The following is a 17,681-nucleotide window of genomic DNA, read 5'->3' as shown; positions in this document are numbered from 1 at the left end:
GTCACTTGGCCGCGAGGTACTTGTCGTAGATCTTCTGGTAGCCGCCGTCGTCCTGGAGCTCCTTGAGCGCCTTGTTGACGGCATCGCGCAGCTCGTCCTTCTCCCCCTTGGCGAAGGCGAAGCCGTACGACTCGTCGGTCGGGTACGTCTCGACGATCTTGTAGTCGGGGTCATCCTGCTCGTGCACGTAGTTGACGGGCTGGTCCTGCAGGATCGCGTCGATCTGACCCGCCTGCATGGCCGGCCACAGCTCACCGTCCGAGGGATACTGCACGAGCTGCGCGCCCGGAGCGTTCTCGCCCGCGTAGGTCTCGCCGGTCGTTCCCTGCTGCACACCGACGTTCTTGCCGTCGAGGTCGTCGATCGACTTGATGTCCGAGTCGGCACGCACGAGAAGCGACTGCAGCGAGTCGACGTACGGGTCGGAGAAGTCGAGGTTGGCCTTGCGCTCGTCGGTGATCGTCATCGCGGAAGCGCCGATGTCGCACGTGCCGGCGGCAAGCGTGGTGCCCGACTGCAGGGCGTCGAAGCCCACGTCCTGCACGGAGAGCTTCAGGTCGATCTTCTCGGCGATCGCGCTGAGCAGATCGATATCGAATCCGGAATAGCCGGTCTCGCTGGACGGGTCCTCGACCTCGAACGGCGGGTAGGGGACATCTGAGCACACGGTGAGCGTTCCGGCCTCGACGAGACCGTACTTGTCGTCGGCGGCGGGAGCGTCACTGCTGCCCGCGTCGGATGATCCGGTGGCGCAGCCGGCGAGCGCGAGGGTGGCCGTCGCCACGAGGGCGAGACCGGCGATGAGGTTGCGACGAGGCATGTCGGCTCCTGTGAGTCGAGGGCACGAAGGCCCGCTGACGGATAGGAGTTCATCTAAACATGCGGCTCGTCGCGTGACCAATGACATCGGCATAGACGCGCATTACGTTTGTGTTGCAAGTACGCCCCGGTCACGCGAAGAAACCGAATTCCGGGGCCGGCGCGACGCGGTCTCAGACCTCGAAGTCGACGGCGACGCGAGACGCGACCACGGTGCGGATGTACGCGGCCACCTCGGCGTGTGCGGGGTGCATCTGGTACTCCTCGATCGCCGCGATCGAGGCAAAGTCCGCGACGAGCGTGACGTCCCAGTTCGCTTCCGGGTAGGCGACGTTCGCTCCCGCGGAGATGGAGAGGAGCTGCGGAACGACGCCGTCGAGGGCGTTCAGACGGCGAGCGACCTCAGCCGCCTGCGCACCGCGCTCTGCGACGTCTTCGGCGGTGAGCTTCCAGGTCACGACATGGCGGATGGTCACAGAGATTCCTTCGTTCCGGTCAGCGCGTCTGCGCGAAGAGACTCCTCGAGCGCGTCGCGCAGCCGATCGGGCGCCACCCGCCAATGCGCGTGCAGCTCGCCGTCGATGAGCACGACCGGGATCTTCTCCCACCACAGCTCGTACAGCGCGGGGTCGTCCTGGATGGAGGCCTCGACGATCTCGATCTGCTCGGCCGCGGCATCGGGCAGCTCGGCGACGACGGCATCGATGACGTCGGAGGCGACGTCGCAGAGGTGACAGTCGGGCTTGCCGATCAGGGTCAGCGTGGTCACGCCGACGGCACCTCGACCTGGCGCCCCTGGGCGATCCACTCGCCGGTCCCACCTTCGACGTTCGTGGCGTCGTAGCCGCGCGACTCCAGCGCCTCGACCACACGCGCCGACCGCCCACCCGCCTGGCAGATGACGTCGAACGCCTCCGCGGGGAGCTCTTCCAGCCGGTTGCCGATCTCGGACATCGGGATGTTGACGGCCCCGGGCACGTGGCCTGCGGCGAACTCGTCCACCTCCCGCACATCGATGAGCGGGATACCGGTGCGCTCGGCGAGCTCGGTGACGGTGATCGACTTCATGACATCCTCTCGGCGGGACGGAGATGCGGCCGGAGACACAAAGCGCCCGTCCGAAGACAGGCGCTCGTGTCTGGTCGCTTACTTCTTGTTGCGACGCTGGTGGCGAGTCTTACGAAGCAGCTTGCGGTGCTTCTTCTTCGCCATGCGCTTGCGGCGCTTCTTGATGACAGAACCCACGGAAACCTCACTAAGTCAGTGGCTGGGTGTCGCCGAAATCGGACACCCGGGTACGGGCACGGAAAATGCCTCGGGTCAGTCTAGCAAACCCGAAGGCACTGGCTGTCACGCATCTTTCGCCCGGGGCGACGGAGTTCGAGACAGCCGGCGACGTCAGCCGACGTCGGCGATCGGGCGCTGCAGCGCGTCGGCTACGGCAGACTCGGGCACGCGATAGCTGCGCCCGAAACGGACGGCCGGCAGCTCGCCCGCGTGAACGAGCCGATACACGGTCATCTTGGACACGCGCATCAGCTCCGCGACCTCAGCAACCGTGAGGAATCGGACGTCAGGAACTTCGGGCATCCCACGTACCCCTTTCTCGATGAGCACACTCTATGGGGTAGCTGGGACGCGTGTAAACCTCTGTGGCTCGTGTGATCAGTGGGACGACACCGCCGACGAGCGCGCTCCGCCGGGCAGCCGTCCCAGCACAGACATAGACGTTCTGCGGCATTCGCTCATCCCGCACTGCGATCGTGATCTCAGGGCTCGCGCGGCACCGCCGAGTCCGCCCCGGGTGTGGGGACCCGCACCTCGCCCCTGACGACAAGCCCCCCCCTGTCGTCAGGGGCAAGTCGTTGCGGGTCTGCGCCAACTGACGGGGAGGTCGCGCATCACGAGAGCACTGTCGATCTGCGCAGCCCCTCGCGGAAGCCCGTCGAAGAACGACGACCCGACCTCGTTCACGCGCCCCGCCTCCGCGACCCACCGCGTCGTCGACAGCTCCACCGCCTCCGCTCCCCTGCCGTCCCGCCGCGGCGACCAGCCGATCGAGCCCGCCCGGTAGAACTGCGAGGCGTCGTCGACCGTCGGGAAGAGCGTGCTCTCCCATCCGTCGGTCACTTCGACGTCAGCGAACACGCTCGCGTCGGACGCCTCCATCCCGACCCGGAATCTTGCACCGGTCTCCTCGATCACGAACCGTGCGCGCCGCTGGATTCCCGGGAAGAACCTGCCGCCCCCGACGACCGGCACGATGTCGGAGGAGTGCCGTTCGATGACGTACACGCCCGTGCGCGTCGCCCCGCCCTCGTCCCACTCGACCGCGAATCGGTGCGCGGCGTTCTCCGTGGAGATGCCCCAGCGCGGACGCACCCAGCCGGGACGCAACTCCGTCAGCGCGATCAGGCACACTCCCCCGACGGCGCTCCCGTCGACGAGTTGGGGTCGAAAGGGGGCGGGAATGATCCCGCCCGCGACCGCGGGATCGACCCGATAGGTCAGCAGCAGACGGCGCCGCATCCGGCCACGGAGAGTGCGCAGGAGAAGGTTCATGCCTTCAATTTAACAGCTTCGCTAAATAGCTACAAGCCTTCGGCGAGAGAGGGGCCGGCCACTCGGCCGTCAGGCTCCGAGCCGCTTGAGGGCGTTGGCGACGACGTGCTTCGCGGATGCCGCCGCACGTCCGACGACCTCGGCCGCATGGGTGGCGCTTTCGTTGAGCGGGATGCCCGGGTAGACGATGTCGGGAGCACCGTCGCCGAAAGCGTCGACCAGGAACGGCACCAGCCAGTCGTCCACGGCCTCGAGCGGCTCGACCGCGAGACTGTAGAAGCGGCGCTGGCCGTCTTCGCGCACGGTGACGAGCTCGGCGTCGCGCAACACCTTCAGGTGCTTGGACACGGTGGGCTGGCTGATGCCCAGATCGGCGACGATCTGGCTGACGCTCGTGCCCGCCTCTCCTTCGGTCGTGCGCCGCAGCAGGAGCTGGAGGATGTCTCGCCTCGTACCGTCTGCGATCACGTCGAAGATGTCCGTCATGAGTTCAGGGTAGTCGTCCCCGGCACGGAGTACCATGACGAAGGCTCGGCGACAGGCGCCGTGCGGCCGCTGTGCGCGGCCGAAGGAGAAACCACAGGGGGCAGCGATGTCGGGCATCGTTTCGGCGTCGTCCCCGCGGCAGAGCCTCAAGAGCGCGGCCGGTTGGGTCAAGCACCTCGTCACCTCTTCGCCGTCACGCTTCGCGATCGTCATCTTCGCACTGCTGATCCTGGTCTTCACCGTGCTGCTCTCCCTGCCGATCGCTTCCGCGAGCGGAACCGTGACGCCGCTGAGCGATGCCCTCTTCACCGCCGTCTCCACCATCTGCGTCACCGGACTCGCGACCGTCGACATGGCCAACTACTGGTCGCCGTTCGGCCATGTCGTGGTGTTCCTCGGCGTGAACATCGGCGCGCTGGGTGTCCTCACCCTCGCCTCGCTCATGGGCATGCTGATCTCGAAGCGCCTCGGCCTGCGCGCCAAGCTGATGGCCGCCGGCGACACCAATCCGATGCGGGCGCACGGCGGCGTGGTCAACGAGAGCCAGACCGTGCGGCTCGGCGAGGTCGGCCAGCTGCTGACCACGGTCGCCGTGTCAGCGCTGATCATCGAGGCCTCGCTCGCGATACTCCTCTACCCCGCGCTCGTGATGGCCGAGGTCGACCCGATCGCGGCACTCTGGGAGGCCCCCTACTTCGCGGCGATGGCGTTCACGAACACCGGGTTCGCGCCGAACGACGGCGGCGTCGCCGTGTTCGCCGACGACTACCTCGTGCTCTCGCTCCTCATGGTGGGCGTCTTCCTCGGCAGCATCGGCTTCCCCGTCATCTACACCCTCGCCAAGCACGTCTGGCATGTGAAGCGCTGGTCGCTGCACACCAAGCTCACGCTCGTCACCACCATCCTGCTGTTCATCCTGGGTGCCGCCGTGTTCGTGGTCCTCGAGTTCAACAACCCCAAGACGTTCGGGTCGATGGATGCCACCGACACCACGTTCCAGGCCTTCTTCCTCTCGGCGATGACCCGCTCCGGTGGCTTCAACGTCATCGAGATGGACGATCTGAACGGCTCATCCCTGCTCGCCGCGAGCATGCTGATGTTCGTCGGCGGCGGCTCCGCCTCGACCGCCGGCGGCATCAAGGTGACCACTCTCGCGGTGCTGGCGATCGCGGTGTGGTCCGAGGCCAAGGGGCGCCAGTCGGTCGAGGCCTTCGGTCGCCGCATCCCGAGCGATGTGCAGCGCGTCGCCCTCAGCGTCGTCGCATGGGGCGCGACCATCGTCGCCCTATCGACGATCGTGATCGCCCAGATCACCAAGGCGGACATCAGCCATGTCCTGTTCGATGTCATCTCGGCGTTCGGCACTGTGGGGCTGTCGACAGGGCTCACCGCAGAGCTCCCCGATTCGGCGTCGTACGTCATGGCCGCGACCATCTTCATGGGCCGCGTTGGTACAGTGACTCTCGCCGCGGCAGTCGCCGCGACATCACGAACGCAGTACTACTCACTGCCCGTGGAAAGGCCGATCGTTGGTTGAAGTCCTCCGGGGCGACGCTCCCGTCCTCGTCATCGGCCTCGGCCGGTTCGGCGCCGCCTGCGCCGGAGAGCTCGACCGCCTCGACCGCGAGGTGCTCGCGATCGACGACAACCTCGAGCTCGTGCAGAAGTGGTCCGAGCGCGTCACGCACACCGTGCAGGCCGATGCGAAGAACATCGATGCCCTCCGGCAGATCGGCGCACAGGACTTCCAGGTCGCCGTCGTCGCGGTGGGTTCCTCGATCGAGGCATCGGTGCTGATCACGGCCAACCTCGTCGACCTGAAGGTGCCGCAGATCTGGGCCAAGGCCGTCTCGCAGTCGCACGGCAAGATCCTCGCCCGCGTCGGCGCCAACCACGTCATCTATCCCGAGCGCGAGGCCGGCGAGCGCGTGGCGCACCTCGTGAGCGGACGGATGCTCGACTTCATCCGCTTCGACGACGACTTCGTCCTCGCCAAGATGTACCCGCCGAAGTTCATCCGCGGTGTCGGCCTGAACGAGTCGGGCGTGCGCTCGAAGTACAAGGTCACCGTCGTGGGCGTGAAGAGCCCCGGCAAGCCGTTCCGCTATGCCGAGGCGAACACGATCGTCACGAACCACGACCTCATCATCGTCTCGGGCACCAACAGCGACATCGAGCGCTTCGCCGGCCTCGATCGCTGACGCCGCCCCGGCTTCGTTTCCCGGCTCCCCCTCGCGGCGGATGTGCGGGGCCTCACAGCCGTGGTGGGATGGGAGTCATGACCGACCCCACAGCGGCCCCTCCCGTCCTCGCCCTTCGCGGGCTTCGCAAGCAGTTCGGGCAGAAGGTCGCCGTCGACGGTCTCTCCCTCGATGTGCCCGCCGGATCCATGCTCGGCCTGCTCGGCCCGAACGGCGCCGGCAAGACCACGACGCTCGCGATGGCCACGGGCCTGCTGCGTCCGGATGCGGGAACCGCCTGGGTGCTCGGTGCGGACGTGTGGCAGAACCCCGCAGAGGCGAAAGCGCGCATGGGTGTGCTCCCCGACGGCATCCGCATGCTCGACCGGCTGACCGGCGCCGAGCTGCTGCGTTACACCGGGCTGCTGCGCGGAATGGCCGAGACGGAGGTCGTCTCGCGGACCGGTGATCTCCTCGATGCGCTGGGGCTCGCCGATGCGCGGGACACGCTCGTCGTCGACTACTCCGCCGGCATGCGCAAGAAGATCGGGCTCGCCTGCGCGCTGATCCACGCACCTCGACTGCTCATCCTCGACGAGCCGCTGGAGGCGGTCGACCCGGTATCAGGCGAGACGATCCGTCAGATCCTGCGCTCCTTCGTCGACGGCGGCGGCACGGTCGTGCTGTCCAGCCACGTGATGGAGCTCGTCGAGTCGATGTGCGACAGGGTCGCCATCGTCGCCGAAGGACGCCTGCTGGCGCACGGCCCGCTCGACGAGGTGCGCGCCGGCCTCTCGCTGCAGCAGCGATTCCTCACGCTCGTGGGGGCGCACGACCTCGGGACGGAGACGCTCGCATGGTTGCGCTCCTCGTAAGCCTGCGCTGGCGGCAGCTGCGTCATCAGCTGTCCCGCAATCCCTGGATGATCGTCACCCTCATCATCACCGGGATGATCGCCCTCGGCCTCCTGGCCGTTCTCACCGCCGGGCTCGTCGCTCTGCGATTCGCCGCGCCGGAGGGTGCCGTCACCGCCCTCGTGCTCACCGGGGCCGCGATCGTCATCGGATGGTGGATCGGCTCGATCCTGGTCAGCGCCGACGACTCACTCGCTCCCGAGCGCTTCGCGCTGCTGCCCGTGACCGCGCCCGCACTGCTGCCCGGATTCGTGATCGCAGGGGCCACGACCATCGGCGGCATCGGCACCACGGTCGCACTGCTGCTGATGCTGGTGGGCTGGTCGGTGAGCCTGCCGGCACTGTTCACCGCCCTCCTCATGATCCCCGTGGCCGTCGTCACCTGCGTGCTCGGTGCGCGCGTGGTGAGCGGCCTGCTCGCCGGCTGGCTCGCGCGTCGCAGCACGCGTGATCTGGTGCTGACTCTCGGTGTGCTGCTCGCCGCCTCGTCCGGGCTGATCCTCAACCTCGGGATCGGTGCGCTCACCACGGTGACCGACGTCGGCGGAGCCTTCTCCATGGTCGCGGACATCGTCGGATGGACACCGGTCGGTGCCGTGTTCGGGGTTTCCGCATCGGCCGCGCAGGGCGACGTCGTCACCGCGGCGCTTCGCCTGGCGATCGCCGTCGCGACGGTCTTCGTCCTGTGGTTCGCGTCGCAGCGCCTTCTGGCCGCGCGTCTCGTCTCGCCGATCCAGAGCAGCGGTGGCGGACGGGTGCGCTCCGGTGGCCTGCTCGATCGGATACTGCCGGCGAACTCGACCGGTGCGGTCGCCGCCCGATCTCTGCGCTACTTCCGCCGCGATCCGCGACAGCTCGTCAACATCGTGATGCTCCTGCTGCTGCCGGCGATCTTCATCGGCATCGCCCTCATGAACGGTCTGCAGGAGGAAGCGATCGGCTTCGCCCCCGCGATCACCCTGATCCCCGCGATCAACGCCCTCCTCGCCGGAACGATCGTGCAGATGGCGATCGCCTACGACAACGACGCCGTCGCCATGCACATCCTCACCGAAGTCACCGGGGCCGCCGACCGCGCGGGGCGCCTGCTCGGCTTCGGACTGATCGCGGTACCGGTCACGGTCGCGCTGTGCGTGGCGACCTGCCTGCTCGCAGGACGGCCGGACCTGCTGCCCGGCAGCCTCGGTGCGTCGCTCGGCCTCACGGCGATCGCCGCCGGCGCCGGAGCGTGGGTGGGCAGTTTCCTCCCCGGGCGGGCACCGGCCCCGGAGGCGAACCCCTTCGGCCGCGGATCCTCCGGCGGGGTGCAGTCGCTGCTCGCGATGATCATCATCGGCCCGATCACGCTCGTGCTCGGTGCACCGGCGCTCGGATTCGCCATCGCAGCGATCTGGAATCCCGGGCTGGGGTGGATCAGCCTCGCCTGCGGCATCGTCTTCGGCGGTCTGGCGCTCTGGGGCGGAACCGTGCTCGGCGGGAAGATCCTGGATCGTCGCTGGCCCGAGGTGCTCGCCGACGTGTCCAGCGAGAGCTGACCGCGGCGGACCGGGTCAGGCGTCGATGTCGAGCACGACCTCGATCACGTCGTCAACTCCGAGACCCTCGCGGTCCTGGAGCGCCTTCTTGATCGGCACGATGTACCCGCCGTCCTTCGGCCAGAGCGCCGTGGTCACCGTGCTGGCCCCGACCGTCACAGATGCCGGGATCATGCCCCATCCGTAGGTCACGACGGAGGCGACCTCGTGGATCATCTCGCTCTCGACGGGCGGCACGGTGACGAAGTGGAACGGCGCGGGACCGCGCCAGTACCAGATCGCACCCTCGATCCGCAGTCGCATGGCTCAGGCTCCGGCGGCGAGCTCCCTGGCCCGTGCGAGTGCGGCGTCCGCAGCCTGGGCGAAAGTGCGATCGAGGTGCGCGTCCTGCAGCACGGCGATCGCCCGTTCGGTCGTTCCCTTCGGGCTCGTGACGCGACGGCGCAACTCTGCCGGCTCCTCCCCCGAGGCATCGATCAGGGCTGTCGCCCCGATGAACGTCTGCTCGACCATGAGCCGCGCATCCGCATCGGCGAATCCCATGCCGACGGCGGCCTTCGTGAACTCCTCGATCAGCAGGTAGACGTAGGCGGGCCCTGAGCCCGAGATCGTCGACAACGCATCGATCTGAGACTCCGGCACCTCGACGACAGCCCCGACGGTCTCGAAGAGGCGGCGGACGAGAGCGAGATCCTCGGCCGGGACCGCAGCGCCGGCGGCGAGACCGGTGACGCCCTTGCGCACGGTCGACGGAGTGTTGGGCATCGAGCGGATGACTCGGGCTTCAGGACCGAGCACATCGGCGAAGGTCTGCAACGTAACGCCGGCGGCGACACTCACCACGATCGCGTCGGCGGCGAGGTGCGGGGCGATCTCGCGCAACAGATCGGGCACCATCGCCGGCTTCACGCCGACCAGCACGATCCGCGCTCCCGCGGCTGCCTCGACGTTGCCCTCCGGACGCTCGGCGAGGGCGACGCTCGTGACGCCGTCGAGGTCGGCGAACGCCTCCGCCTTCTCCGCGGTGCGGTTCGTCGCGGTGATCCCGCCGTCGATCCGGATGCCCGAGGCGACCACTCCGCGCAGGATCGCACCGCCCATCGAGCCGGCACCGAGGAAAGCGAGGGAAGGAAGCGAATCAGCCATGTCGTCATCCTACGGCGGGCACTCCGACATCCTCAGGCGGGCGGTTCTAGACTCATCCCATGAGTGCATCCGGAGGCAACAAGGCCATCGTCGCGGCGTTCCTGGCGAACATGGGCATCGCCCTCGCGAAGTTCATCGCCTGGGCTCTCTCCGGATCCGCCTCGATGCTCGCCGAGGCCATCCACTCCGTCGCCGACTCGGGCAACCAGCTGCTGCTGATGCTGGGCGGACGCAAGGCCCGGCGCGAGGCCGACCGAGCGCACCCGTTCGGCTACGGCCGAGAGCGCTACGTGTACGCCTTCGTCGTCTCGATCATCCTCTTCTCGGTCGGTGGCCTCTTCGCGATCTACGAGGGCGTCGAGAAGCTCACGAACCCGCACGAGCTCGACAAGACATGGTGGTGGCTGCCGCTCGTGGTGCTCGTCGTCGCCATCGGACTCGAGTCGTTCTCGCTGCGCACCGCCATGCGCGAGAGCAACCTCGTGCGCGAGAAGGGCCAGTCGTGGGTGTCGTTCGTGCGACGCTCCAAGGCACCGGAGCTTCCCGTCGTGCTGCTGGAAGACGTGGGCGCACTCACCGGCCTCACGTTCGCGCTGCTCGGCGTCGGCCTCACCCTCATCACCGGCAACCCGATGTTCGACGCGCTCGGCACCGTCATGATCGGTGTGCTGCTGGTGCTGATCGCGATCGTGCTGGGCGTGGAGACGAAGAGCCTCCTGGTCGGAGAAGGCGCCACCCAGGCCGACCACGACCGCATCGTGGACGCGATCAACGCAGGCGATGAGATCGAGAAGATCATCCACATGAAGACCCTCTACCTCGGCCCCGACGAGCTGATGGTCGCGGCGAAGATCGCCCTCAACGCCGACAAGCCGCTGCGCGAGGCCGCCGACGACATCGATGCGATCGAGGCGCGGATCCGCGAGGCCGTGCCGGTGGCACGGATCGTCTACATCGAGCCGGACGTCTACCGCCCCGCGATCGACCCCGAGCCCTCGACCGACGTCTTCGTGCTCAAGTCCTCGGACTGACCGCGGGAGCGCTCAGCGCCGCTGCTCGAAGAACGAGCGCAGGAGCGCCGTCGCCGCATCGGCCGCGACACCGCCGATGACCTCGGCACGGTAGGGCAGCCGCCGGTCGCGCAACACGTCGTACATCGAGCCCGCCGCGCCCGCCTTGTCGTCCCAGGCACCGAAAACCACGCGACCGATACGGGCCTGCAGGACCGCCCCGGCACACATGACGCACGGTTCGAGAGTCACCACGAGCGTGTGCCCCTCGAGATTCCAGGAGCCGACCACTGCCGCGGCACGTCGGAGCGCTTCGATCTCGGCGTGACCCGTCGGATCGTGGGTCTCCTCGCGGGTGTTGCGACCCTCGGCGATGATCCGCCCGTCGGGGTCGAGGACCACCGCGCCGACGGGGATCTCCGAGGCCGCCGCAGCCTCGGCCGCGAGCACGAGGGCGCGCGCCATCGCGAGGTCGTCGGCAGCGGTCATGCGTCGAGCCTACGACAGCCGCCGAGCGCGGCCGGAGCATCCGATGTCGTGCCTGGCCCCGCAGCGCATTACCCTGTATCCATGCGTGTTCACGTGGCCGACCACCCTCTCATCACCCACAAGCTCTCGGTGTTGCGCGACGCGCGCACGCCGTCGCCGGTCTTCCGGCAGCTCACAGAGGAGCTCGTCACGCTGCTCGCGTACGAGGCGACTCGCAACGTGAAGGTCAGCCCGATCGAGATCACGACCCCGGTGACGACCACGATGGGTGTGAAGATCTCGGAGCCCCGCCCGATCGTGGTGCCGATCCTGCGCGCCGGTCTCGGCATGCTCGAAGGCCTCGTGAAGCTGCTCCCGACGGCCGAAGTCGGCTTCCTCGGCATGGTGCGCGACGAGACGACGTTCGAGCCGACGACCTACGCCGAGCGCCTGCCCGACGATCTGAGCGATCGCCAGTGCTTCGCGATCGACCCGATGCTGGCTACCGGTGGCTCGCTCGCCGCGGCGATCCAGTTCCTGTTCGACCGCGGCGCGAAGGACGTGACCGCGATCTGCCTGCTCGGAACCCCCGAGGGCGTCGCCGCGATCGAGGCCATGGCGGGCGACCGCGACGTGACTCTCGTGCTCGGCGCACTCGACGAGCGCCTCGACGAGAAGGGCTACATCGTTCCCGGGCTCGGCGACGCCGGCGACAGGCTCTACGGCACCGTCTGATTCGGCTCTACGCCGCCGGATTCAGGCGGTACGCCCGTTCGTCGCCGTAGTGAGTGAATCCGGCGCGCGCCAGGATGGGCGCCGATGTCGAGATGCGACCCTTCACGAGGGCCGTCTTCGCTCCCCAGGTGGCACTCCGGCGCAGTCGCTCCGCGAGCACCGCACGGTACGCCCCCCGACCGCGGTCCGTCGCAAGCGTGGATGCACCCCAGAGTCGGACGAATCCGTCGTCGATGGTGCACCCTCCGGTACTGACAGCGCGGTCGCCGATCCGCGCGAGGACCCGGAACCCCTCGCGCGCCTCGAGTGCTGCGGTCACTTCGGCGAACTCGGCCTGCAGACCTTCCGCATCGAGCGGTCGCTGCTGCCACACCGGCACGTTGACGGTGTCCACAGCGCGCACCTGCTCCAGCGTGCGCACGACCTCGACGGTCACATCCGCGGGCACGTCAACGGTTGCACCGTCGAGAGGGCGAGCGAATACCGCCACCGTGTCGATGTGTTCTGCGCCGCGCCGACGCAGTTCCTCCTCGAGGTCAGGGCGGTCGGCGGAGCTCGTCCAGAATGTGAATCGCTGCGCGCCCCACGCTCTCGTCCGCTCCAGCGCATGATCGACCACCTCCGCGGGGCTGAGACTCGATTCCACCTGGGAACCGCGCACCCCGCCGCCGAACCTCTCCGGATCACGCACGAGCAGCAGGTGCTCGCGCACATGCTCGCTGTCGCGGGGGAACCAGACCCATGCGGCCGAGGCGGCCAGGATCTCGTCGACCGTGTGGGCGCTCATCCCGCTGCCCCGACGAGACGGGCGAAGGCGCTGAGGCGAGCCACACCCTCCGGCGTGTACGGCAGATCGTCCAGCAACGCGGGCGAGTGGATCAGGTAGGCGACGACCTGGGCGCGGGAGATCGCCACGTTGAGTCGATTCTGCAACAGCAGGAATTCGGGCCCGCGTGGCGCATCCCGACCGCTCGATGCTGCCAGGGAGGTGATGGAGACGACGGCCTCCTTGCCCTGGAAGTTGTCGACGGTGCCCACCGGGACGTCGGGGAACCCGGCATCGGCGAGCGCATCGAGGACCAGCTGACGCTGCGCGTTGTAAGGGGTGACGACGATGATGTCGGACTGCGTGAGAGGCCGCTTCGAGGCGCCGGGGTCGTTGTCCGTGAAGGTGCGCCCGACCAGGTCGGCGACGAGCCGCACGACCTCCGCGGCCTCTTCGGGAGACTGGGTCGCATTGCCGCGATGACGAAGAGGCATGACGTGAAGGCCCGGGTCGATGCCGTCGAGCGATCGGCGCTCCGTGCCAGGGGCCGAGGCGAGCTGTCCGGCATAGGCGAGCTTCGATACGGGCGCGGCGACGAAGGGATGCATCCGCCACGATCGCGCGAGGAAGTAGCCGTACTCGGGACGCACGACCGGATCGCCGTCCATCACCCAGCCGAGAGCGGATGTGTCCACCGGCTCGGGGTGGGCTCCCTGACTCACCTGCGGCAGCTGCTGCGGATCGCCGAGGAGGAGCAGCCGCTTTGCCCCGGCCGCGACCGCGATCGTCGAGGCGAGCGAGAACTGCCCCGCTTCATCGATCACGAGGAGGTCGAGTCCTGCCCGACCGACGCGCTGGGTGTTGCTGAAATCCCACGCCGTACCGCCGACGACGGCCCCCTCGCCGGCGTGCTCCCCGAGGAACGACGCCATACCGCTCTTGGGGATCACGGTGTAGGGCGGATCCGCATCCGGGTCCTTCGGCGCCTTCGCCACCTGTGCCGGCGAGACGCCGTCGGCGACGACCCTTGCCAGGAGAGTCTCGATGATGGCATGCGACTGCGCGACGACACCCACCTTGAAGCCGTGCTCATTCACCAGGCGTGCGATCACCCGCGATCCTGTATAGGTCTTGCCTGTGCCGGGAGGACCCTGCACGGCGAGATAGCTGCGGTCGAGATCGAGCACACCGCGCACGATGGCATCGACGGTGTCATCACCGGCCTCCGGCAGTGCGCGTCCCGACACCGTGCGTGGCGGGATACGGCGCAGGATGTCGGTCGCGGCGTCTTCTGGGAAACCGGGAGCGGCCAGGTGCACGGCGTCGGCCCACTCGTCGATGGCTCCCTGGAGTGAGACCACACGTGGGGGCGCCGCCGGCGTGAGCGCGAGCGGCAGCTCGTCCCAGGTCTGGCCCTGCACGGCCGTCTCGGTGACGAGGTAGCCGTCGTCGAGCACCTCGGAGACCGTGACCGTGTGCGGTACATGGACCGCACGAGACGGCACCTCGGTGTCGAACGGAGCCGGGACCTCGTAGAGCGCGAACGGCTGAGCCCCCGGGCCGAGCGTCGTGCCGGGTGACACCTCGCCGCGGATCTCGATGTCGCGCGACATCACCCGTCGCCCCTCGCCGATGCTCCACTCCCGACGCACGACCGATGAGGGACGGTCGATCCGCACCACGTCTCGCGTGCCGTCCCACATCGTCACCGGTTCGCGCAGCCGCTGGAAGTGCGACACCCAGAAGCTCTTCGCCTCGCGGGGGAAGTAGTCGATGGCCGCAGCGGCGATCCGGTGCACCACCCCGTCGTCGCCGTCCTCGACAGCGCGTTCCGCGTCGGCGAGGAGCGCGACCGAGCGGGGCGACGGCTCGTAGATGACCTCGTCGGCGTCGTCGGGCGGTGCGGGCGTCACGCCCTGCTGTCGGGCGATGTCGATGAGCCAGTTGCGCAACCGCCGCGTCGAGACGCAGTCGTAGCGGTTGTAGTCGGCGAGGTCGGCCAGAACGGCGTCTGCCTCGGCCCTCTCCCCCGCCGCCGCGAGCTCGCGGGCCGCGACGTACTGCACGATGGAGTCGTCGCCCTTCTGCACGTCGCTGGTGCGCACGTCTTCGCCCATGTAGAGCGGTTCGAGCTTCTTGATCGAGTACGAGCGGGACCCGACCCGCACCGTCCGCAGCACGAGCGGGTAGAGGTCGACGAACACCCCCTCGCGCAGCAGCCGGTCGACCTCGCCCTCGCGCACACCGTGCCTCGCAGCCATGGCCACCAGGTGCGAGGTCTCGTAAGGCGCATAGTGGTAGATGTGCATGCCGGGGTGTGCGAGCCTGCGTGCGTTCACGAAGTCGAGGAAGTCCTCGAGCGCGCGCTTCTCGTCGGCGAACGTGTGCGCCCACAGGGCCGAGTACTGGTCGGCGTTGTCCACCCAGCCGAACAGGTAGTCGATCCCCCAGTGGGCCTCGCCGTCGGGAGCAGGCTCGGTGTACAGCGGATCGCCCTCGAAGTCGAAGAAGATGTCGCCGTGACTGGGCAGCGGAAGAGTGTGGATCGCCTGCGCGTAGTGAACGTCGAACGTCGGCACCCCCTCGGCGTCCGCCTGCAACTGCAGACGGGCCTGTGCGCGAAGGGCCTCGAAGGTGTCGGCGTTCATGCCCGCCGGCGCCTCGACGGCCGCAGCCAGTGCGTCGATCGTCTCGATGCCGGAGGCCCGCAACCGGGCCCGCTGCACCGGTCGCATCCGCGCGACCATGAGAAGGTCCCGGTGCGCGAGCACCTGCTCCTCGCAGGTGGCGCAGCGCCCGCAGGCCACGACCTGGAGGTCGCCGCGATCGTCGCCCCACGCCAGCGGAGCGCCCGTCGCACCGTCGGCGATGCGCCGATCGGCGATGAGTGCGCGCAGCCGCGCGCGTCGCACCTGGAACAGCGGGAGGAGATCGTCGACGGCGTGCGTGCTGAGCGTGCCGTCGCCGAGGATGAGGTCGACCTCATCGGCACGCGCGATGCCGAGGCGATCGAGCTGGTCGACATATGCCGCGAGCTGCATGAGGGCGGTGACACGCGCCTTGCGCGCCAGCTTCGAGTCCTGCACCCGCCAGCGCCCGTCGTCGTCTTTGCGGAGGAAATCGGCGAAGCCGACGAACTCCTCGGTTGCGAAAGCGGCCTGGAAGACGACCTGTACGTCTGAGCGCAGCGCGGTCACCGTCTCATCGATCGCCGCGGCCAGTGCTTCGGCGTCGACCGACGAGACCTTCTCGACACGGTGGACGTTCTCGTCACCGAGATCGTCGATGTAGCGGGCGAGCACGTTCTGCTCGTGCACGTCGCCGAGCTGCGCCGCGCGCTTCAGCGTGGCGTCTTCCGGTTCTTCGACGGCTGGCACCCGCCCCAGCTTCGCGTCGATCGCCCGACACCATGCGAACTCGCATTCGGCGGCCGCCTTGAGGTCGCTCGCGCTCCAGATGACGCGCTGCGCCTGAGTGTCGATCCGCACGATGCTCCCGTTCTGTCGGATCCTTCGACACTATCCGCGGCATCCGACACGGGCGAACGCGTGCGCCTGTCGAGACGACCGGCGTCAGCGCCACCAGGTGTCGTCGGGAGTCACCGGAAGATGCCGCTTGTGCTGCGTCGCGAGGTACCTCGCCTCGATGCGGCCGGCGACCTCGGGGTCGACGTCGCGCCCTTCGAGGAAGTCGTCGATCTGCTCGTAGGTGAGTCCGAGCTCATCCTCATCGGCGCGCCCCGGTTGACCGTCGAGCAGGTCGGCGGTCGGCACCTTGAACGCCAGCCGATCCGGAGCGTCGAGGAACTGCAGCATCGAGCGCCCCTGCCGCTTGCTGAGCCCGGAGAGCGGGAGGATGTCGGCCGCGCCGTCGCCGAACTTCGTGTAGAAGCCGGTCACAGCCTCGGCGGCGTGGTCCGTGCCGATCACCAGCATCCCGTCATGGCCGGCGAGCGCGTACTGCGTGACCATCCGGACACGCGCCTTGATGTTGCCCCGGTTGAAGTCGCTGATGTCGCTCGTGACCGCGAACTCGATGTCTTCCTCGACACCGTCGACGCCGTTCTGGATGTTGACCTCGACCGAGGAGTCGGGCGCGATGAAGTCGAGGGCGGCCTCGGCGTCTGCGGCATCGTGCTGCACACGGTAAGGCAGGCGCACGGCGAGGAACTTCGCCTCCCCTCCCTCCGCCCGCACCCGCTCGACGGCGAGCTGCGCCAGGCGACCGGCCAGCGTGGAGTCCTGCCCACCGGAGATCCCGAGCACGTAGCCCTTCGCCCCGGTCGTTCGGAGGTAGTCGACGAGGAATCCGACCCGACGCTCGACCTCGGACTCGGGGTCGATCTCGGGCCTGACGCCGAGGTCTTCAGAGATCTGCTTCTGCAACGACATGTCATCCTCCGTCTTGTCCTCGAATCAGTATCGCCCTTCCGTGTTACACCCGGGTGACGCCGCGGCGTGCGCATGCTCCTGCCAGCGAAGACCTGAGAGAATAGGCCAGTGAAACTGCTGCTCGCTGCCCTCGACTCCGAACTGTCCGCATTCCCTGAGGAGCTCGACGGCTTCGACCGTCTCGTGAGCGGCCCCGGCAAGCTCCAGGCGACCTACGCCCTGACCCGCGCGCTCGACGCCAAGGTCTACGACGAGATCGTGGTCGTGGGCACGGCCGGCGCGATCGATCCCGACCTCGCGGCGACCGTCCACGAAGTCGGCACCGCGTTTCAGCATGACGTGACCGATCTCGACGGCATCTCGGGCCAGCACGTGTCACTGCCGGCACGTGTCTCGACCGGGCGCGACGGCGTGCTGATCGCCACCGGTGACCACTTCGTCGAGGACGCCGAAGTCACCGCCGTGATCCGTCCCTCGGGCGCGGCCCTGGTCGACATGGAGACCTACGCCTACATCTGGGTCGCCCGACAGTTCGATGTCCCGATCCGCGTGTTCCGCGCGGTGTCCGATCAGGCCGAAGACGGGGCGTTGACGGATTGGCGTGAGGCCGTCGCGCGCTGCAGCGTGCAGCTGCGCGAATTCATCCGCAGCGAGTACGGCGTCTGAGAG

General features: G+C 68.3%; 21 protein-coding genes. 7 read left to right on the top strand and 14 right to left on the bottom strand.

What is annotated here, in order from left to right; translation table 11 throughout:
- Nucleotide 1: 1 nt before the first annotated feature.
- The 8 genes from F6W70_RS13265 to F6W70_RS13230 form a co-directional block, all read right to left on the bottom strand.
- A complete protein-coding gene (locus F6W70_RS13265) occupies nt 2-820 on the bottom strand; it encodes a basic amino acid ABC transporter substrate-binding protein (RefSeq protein WP_151486976.1) in 819 nt (272 codons plus the stop codon).
- A 172-nt stretch (nt 821-992) separates the two neighbouring features.
- Nucleotides 993-1,295 (bottom strand): Dabb family protein, encoded by a 303-nt coding sequence (locus F6W70_RS13260; RefSeq protein WP_151486975.1) that lies wholly within the window; start codon nt 1,293-1,295, stop codon nt 993-995.
- Nucleotides 1,292-1,588, bottom strand: coding sequence for a glutaredoxin family protein (locus F6W70_RS13255; RefSeq protein ID WP_151486974.1), 297 nt, complete (start codon nt 1,586-1,588; stop codon nt 1,292-1,294). The genes F6W70_RS13260 and F6W70_RS13255 overlap by 4 nt, the downstream gene beginning before the upstream one ends.
- Nucleotides 1,585-1,887: a rhodanese-like domain-containing protein gene (locus tag F6W70_RS13250; protein ID WP_017828123.1), complete on the bottom strand. Its 303-nt coding sequence runs from the start codon at nt 1,885-1,887 to the stop codon at nt 1,585-1,587. Before F6W70_RS13250 ends, F6W70_RS13255 begins: the two co-directional genes overlap by 4 nt.
- A 78-nt stretch (nt 1,888-1,965) precedes the next feature.
- Nucleotides 1,966-2,064: a 30S ribosomal protein bS22 gene (locus F6W70_RS13245; RefSeq protein ID WP_003792170.1), complete on the bottom strand. Its 99-nt coding sequence runs from the start codon at nt 2,062-2,064 to the stop codon at nt 1,966-1,968.
- Nucleotides 2,065-2,217: 153 nt separating this feature from the next.
- Nucleotides 2,218-2,409 carry a helix-turn-helix domain-containing protein gene (locus F6W70_RS13240; RefSeq protein WP_017204627.1) on the bottom strand — a complete coding sequence of 64 codons (192 nt, stop codon included), beginning with the start codon at nt 2,407-2,409 and terminating at the stop codon, nt 2,218-2,220.
- A gap of 261 nt (nt 2,410-2,670) precedes the next feature.
- Nucleotides 2,671-3,381 (bottom strand): DUF2071 domain-containing protein, encoded by a 711-nt coding sequence (locus F6W70_RS13235; protein ID WP_151486973.1) that lies wholly within the window; start codon nt 3,379-3,381, stop codon nt 2,671-2,673.
- Between the two features lie 69 nt (nt 3,382-3,450).
- Nucleotides 3,451-3,867 carry an ArsR/SmtB family transcription factor gene (locus F6W70_RS13230; RefSeq protein WP_055871149.1) on the bottom strand — a complete coding sequence of 139 codons (417 nt, stop codon included), beginning with the start codon at nt 3,865-3,867 and terminating at the stop codon, nt 3,451-3,453.
- A 106-nt stretch (nt 3,868-3,973) separates the two neighbouring features.
- On the opposite strand from F6W70_RS13230, the gene F6W70_RS13225 reads away from it, so the two are divergent.
- The 4 genes from F6W70_RS13225 (at nt 3,974) to F6W70_RS13210 (ending at nt 8,496) form a co-directional block, all read left to right on the top strand.
- The gene (locus F6W70_RS13225; RefSeq protein ID WP_017828120.1) at nt 3,974-5,404 is read left to right on the top strand and encodes a TrkH family potassium uptake protein; all 1,431 of its coding nucleotides are present in this window, start codon (nt 3,974-3,976) and stop codon (nt 5,402-5,404) included.
- Nucleotides 5,397-6,068, top strand: coding sequence for a potassium channel family protein (locus F6W70_RS13220; protein WP_017828119.1), 672 nt, complete (start codon nt 5,397-5,399; stop codon nt 6,066-6,068). Before F6W70_RS13225 ends, F6W70_RS13220 begins: the two co-directional genes overlap by 8 nt.
- Nucleotides 6,069-6,145: 77 nt before the next feature.
- Entirely contained in the window at nt 6,146-6,922 is a 777-nt protein-coding gene (locus F6W70_RS13215) for an ABC transporter ATP-binding protein (protein WP_055871145.1), read from the top strand.
- Nucleotides 6,904-8,496, top strand: coding sequence for a hypothetical protein (locus F6W70_RS13210; protein ID WP_151486972.1), 1,593 nt, complete (start codon nt 6,904-6,906; stop codon nt 8,494-8,496). Before F6W70_RS13215 ends, F6W70_RS13210 begins: the two co-directional genes overlap by 19 nt.
- Before the next feature lie 15 nt (nt 8,497-8,511).
- On the opposite strand, the gene F6W70_RS13205 is transcribed toward F6W70_RS13210, so the two are convergent.
- A complete protein-coding gene (locus F6W70_RS13205; RefSeq protein WP_151486971.1) occupies nt 8,512-8,799 on the bottom strand; it encodes a DUF1905 domain-containing protein in 288 nt (95 codons plus the stop codon).
- A 3-nt stretch (nt 8,800-8,802) separates the two neighbouring features.
- Entirely contained in the window at nt 8,803-9,642 is an 840-nt protein-coding gene (gene proC, locus F6W70_RS13200; RefSeq protein ID WP_151486970.1) for a pyrroline-5-carboxylate reductase, read from the bottom strand.
- Nucleotides 9,643-9,701: 59 nt separating this feature from the next.
- Between proC and F6W70_RS13195 the strand changes: the two genes are divergently transcribed.
- A complete protein-coding gene (locus F6W70_RS13195; RefSeq protein WP_055870002.1) occupies nt 9,702-10,673 on the top strand; it encodes a cation diffusion facilitator family transporter in 972 nt (323 codons plus the stop codon).
- Nucleotides 10,674-10,685: 12 nt separating this feature from the next.
- Here F6W70_RS13195 and tadA read toward each other — a convergent pair whose 3' ends face one another.
- On the bottom strand, nt 10,686-11,141 hold the full coding sequence (tadA, locus tag F6W70_RS13190) for a tRNA adenosine(34) deaminase TadA (RefSeq protein WP_055870000.1): 456 nt from the start codon (nt 11,139-11,141) through the stop codon (nt 10,686-10,688).
- An 81-nt stretch (nt 11,142-11,222) separates the two neighbouring features.
- Between tadA and upp the strand changes: the two genes are divergently transcribed.
- Nucleotides 11,223-11,855: a uracil phosphoribosyltransferase gene (upp, locus tag F6W70_RS13185; RefSeq protein ID WP_017828113.1), complete on the top strand. Its 633-nt coding sequence runs from the start codon at nt 11,223-11,225 to the stop codon at nt 11,853-11,855.
- A 7-nt stretch (nt 11,856-11,862) separates the two neighbouring features.
- On the opposite strand, the gene F6W70_RS13180 is transcribed toward upp, so the two are convergent.
- The 3 genes from F6W70_RS13180 to nadE all read right to left on the bottom strand — a co-directional run bounded on the left by F6W70_RS13180 (nt 11,863) and on the right by nadE (nt 17,012).
- Nucleotides 11,863-12,642: a hypothetical protein gene (locus F6W70_RS13180; RefSeq protein WP_055877096.1), complete on the bottom strand. Its 780-nt coding sequence runs from the start codon at nt 12,640-12,642 to the stop codon at nt 11,863-11,865.
- Entirely contained in the window at nt 12,639-16,109 is a 3,471-nt protein-coding gene (locus tag F6W70_RS13175; RefSeq protein WP_151486969.1) for a TM0106 family RecB-like putative nuclease, read from the bottom strand. The genes F6W70_RS13180 and F6W70_RS13175 overlap by 4 nt, the downstream gene beginning before the upstream one ends.
- 84 nt (nt 16,110-16,193) lie before the next feature.
- Entirely contained in the window at nt 16,194-17,012 is an 819-nt protein-coding gene (gene nadE / locus F6W70_RS13170) for an NAD(+) synthase (RefSeq protein WP_017828110.1), read from the bottom strand.
- Between the two features lie 108 nt (nt 17,013-17,120).
- Between nadE and F6W70_RS13165 the strand changes: the two genes are divergently transcribed.
- Complete coding sequence (locus tag F6W70_RS13165; protein WP_151486968.1) at nt 17,121-17,678, top strand: phosphorylase family protein; 558 nt, start codon at nt 17,121-17,123, stop codon at nt 17,676-17,678.
- Nucleotides 17,679-17,681 lie beyond the last annotated feature (3 nt).

Source organism: Microbacterium maritypicum, assembly GCF_008868125.1.
In the GTDB taxonomy this organism is placed as follows: domain Bacteria; phylum Actinomycetota; class Actinomycetes; order Actinomycetales; family Microbacteriaceae; genus Microbacterium; species Microbacterium maritypicum.
Note: the sequence above shows the minus strand (reverse complement) of the source record. Positions and strands in the feature narration are given on the sequence as shown.

Bases quoted from the DNA above. Each gene is read 5' to 3' on its own strand.
- F6W70_RS13265 (WP_151486976.1), bottom strand. From the start codon at position 820: ATGCCTCGTCGCAACCTCATCGCCGGTCTCGCCCTCGTGGCGACGGCC.
- F6W70_RS13250 (WP_017828123.1), bottom strand. From the start codon at position 1,887: ATGAAGTCGATCACCGTCACCGAGCTCGCCGAGCGCACCGGTATCCCG.
- F6W70_RS13240 (WP_017204627.1), bottom strand. From the start codon at position 2,409: ATGCCCGAAGTTCCTGACGTCCGATTCCTCACGGTTGCTGAGGTCGCG.
- F6W70_RS13235 (WP_151486973.1), bottom strand. From the start codon at position 3,381: ATGAACCTTCTCCTGCGCACTCTCCGTGGCCGGATGCGGCGCCGTCTG.
- F6W70_RS13230 (WP_055871149.1), bottom strand. From the start codon at position 3,867: ATGACGGACATCTTCGACGTGATCGCAGACGGTACGAGGCGAGACATC.
- F6W70_RS13225 (WP_017828120.1), top strand. From the start codon at position 3,974: ATGTCGGGCATCGTTTCGGCGTCGTCCCCGCGGCAGAGCCTCAAGAGC.
- F6W70_RS13215 (WP_055871145.1), top strand. From the start codon at position 6,146: ATGACCGACCCCACAGCGGCCCCTCCCGTCCTCGCCCTTCGCGGGCTT.
- F6W70_RS13210 (WP_151486972.1), top strand. From the start codon at position 6,904: ATGGTTGCGCTCCTCGTAAGCCTGCGCTGGCGGCAGCTGCGTCATCAG.
- F6W70_RS13205 (WP_151486971.1), bottom strand. From the start codon at position 8,799: ATGCGACTGCGGATCGAGGGTGCGATCTGGTACTGGCGCGGTCCCGCG.
- proC (WP_151486970.1), bottom strand. From the start codon at position 9,642: ATGGCTGATTCGCTTCCTTCCCTCGCTTTCCTCGGTGCCGGCTCGATG.
- F6W70_RS13195 (WP_055870002.1), top strand. From the start codon at position 9,702: ATGAGTGCATCCGGAGGCAACAAGGCCATCGTCGCGGCGTTCCTGGCG.
- tadA (WP_055870000.1), bottom strand. From the start codon at position 11,141: ATGACCGCTGCCGACGACCTCGCGATGGCGCGCGCCCTCGTGCTCGCG.
- upp (WP_017828113.1), top strand. From the start codon at position 11,223: ATGCGTGTTCACGTGGCCGACCACCCTCTCATCACCCACAAGCTCTCG.
- F6W70_RS13180 (WP_055877096.1), bottom strand. From the start codon at position 12,642: ATGAGCGCCCACACGGTCGACGAGATCCTGGCCGCCTCGGCCGCATGG.
- nadE (WP_017828110.1), bottom strand. From the start codon at position 17,012: ATGTCGTTGCAGAAGCAGATCTCTGAAGACCTCGGCGTCAGGCCCGAG.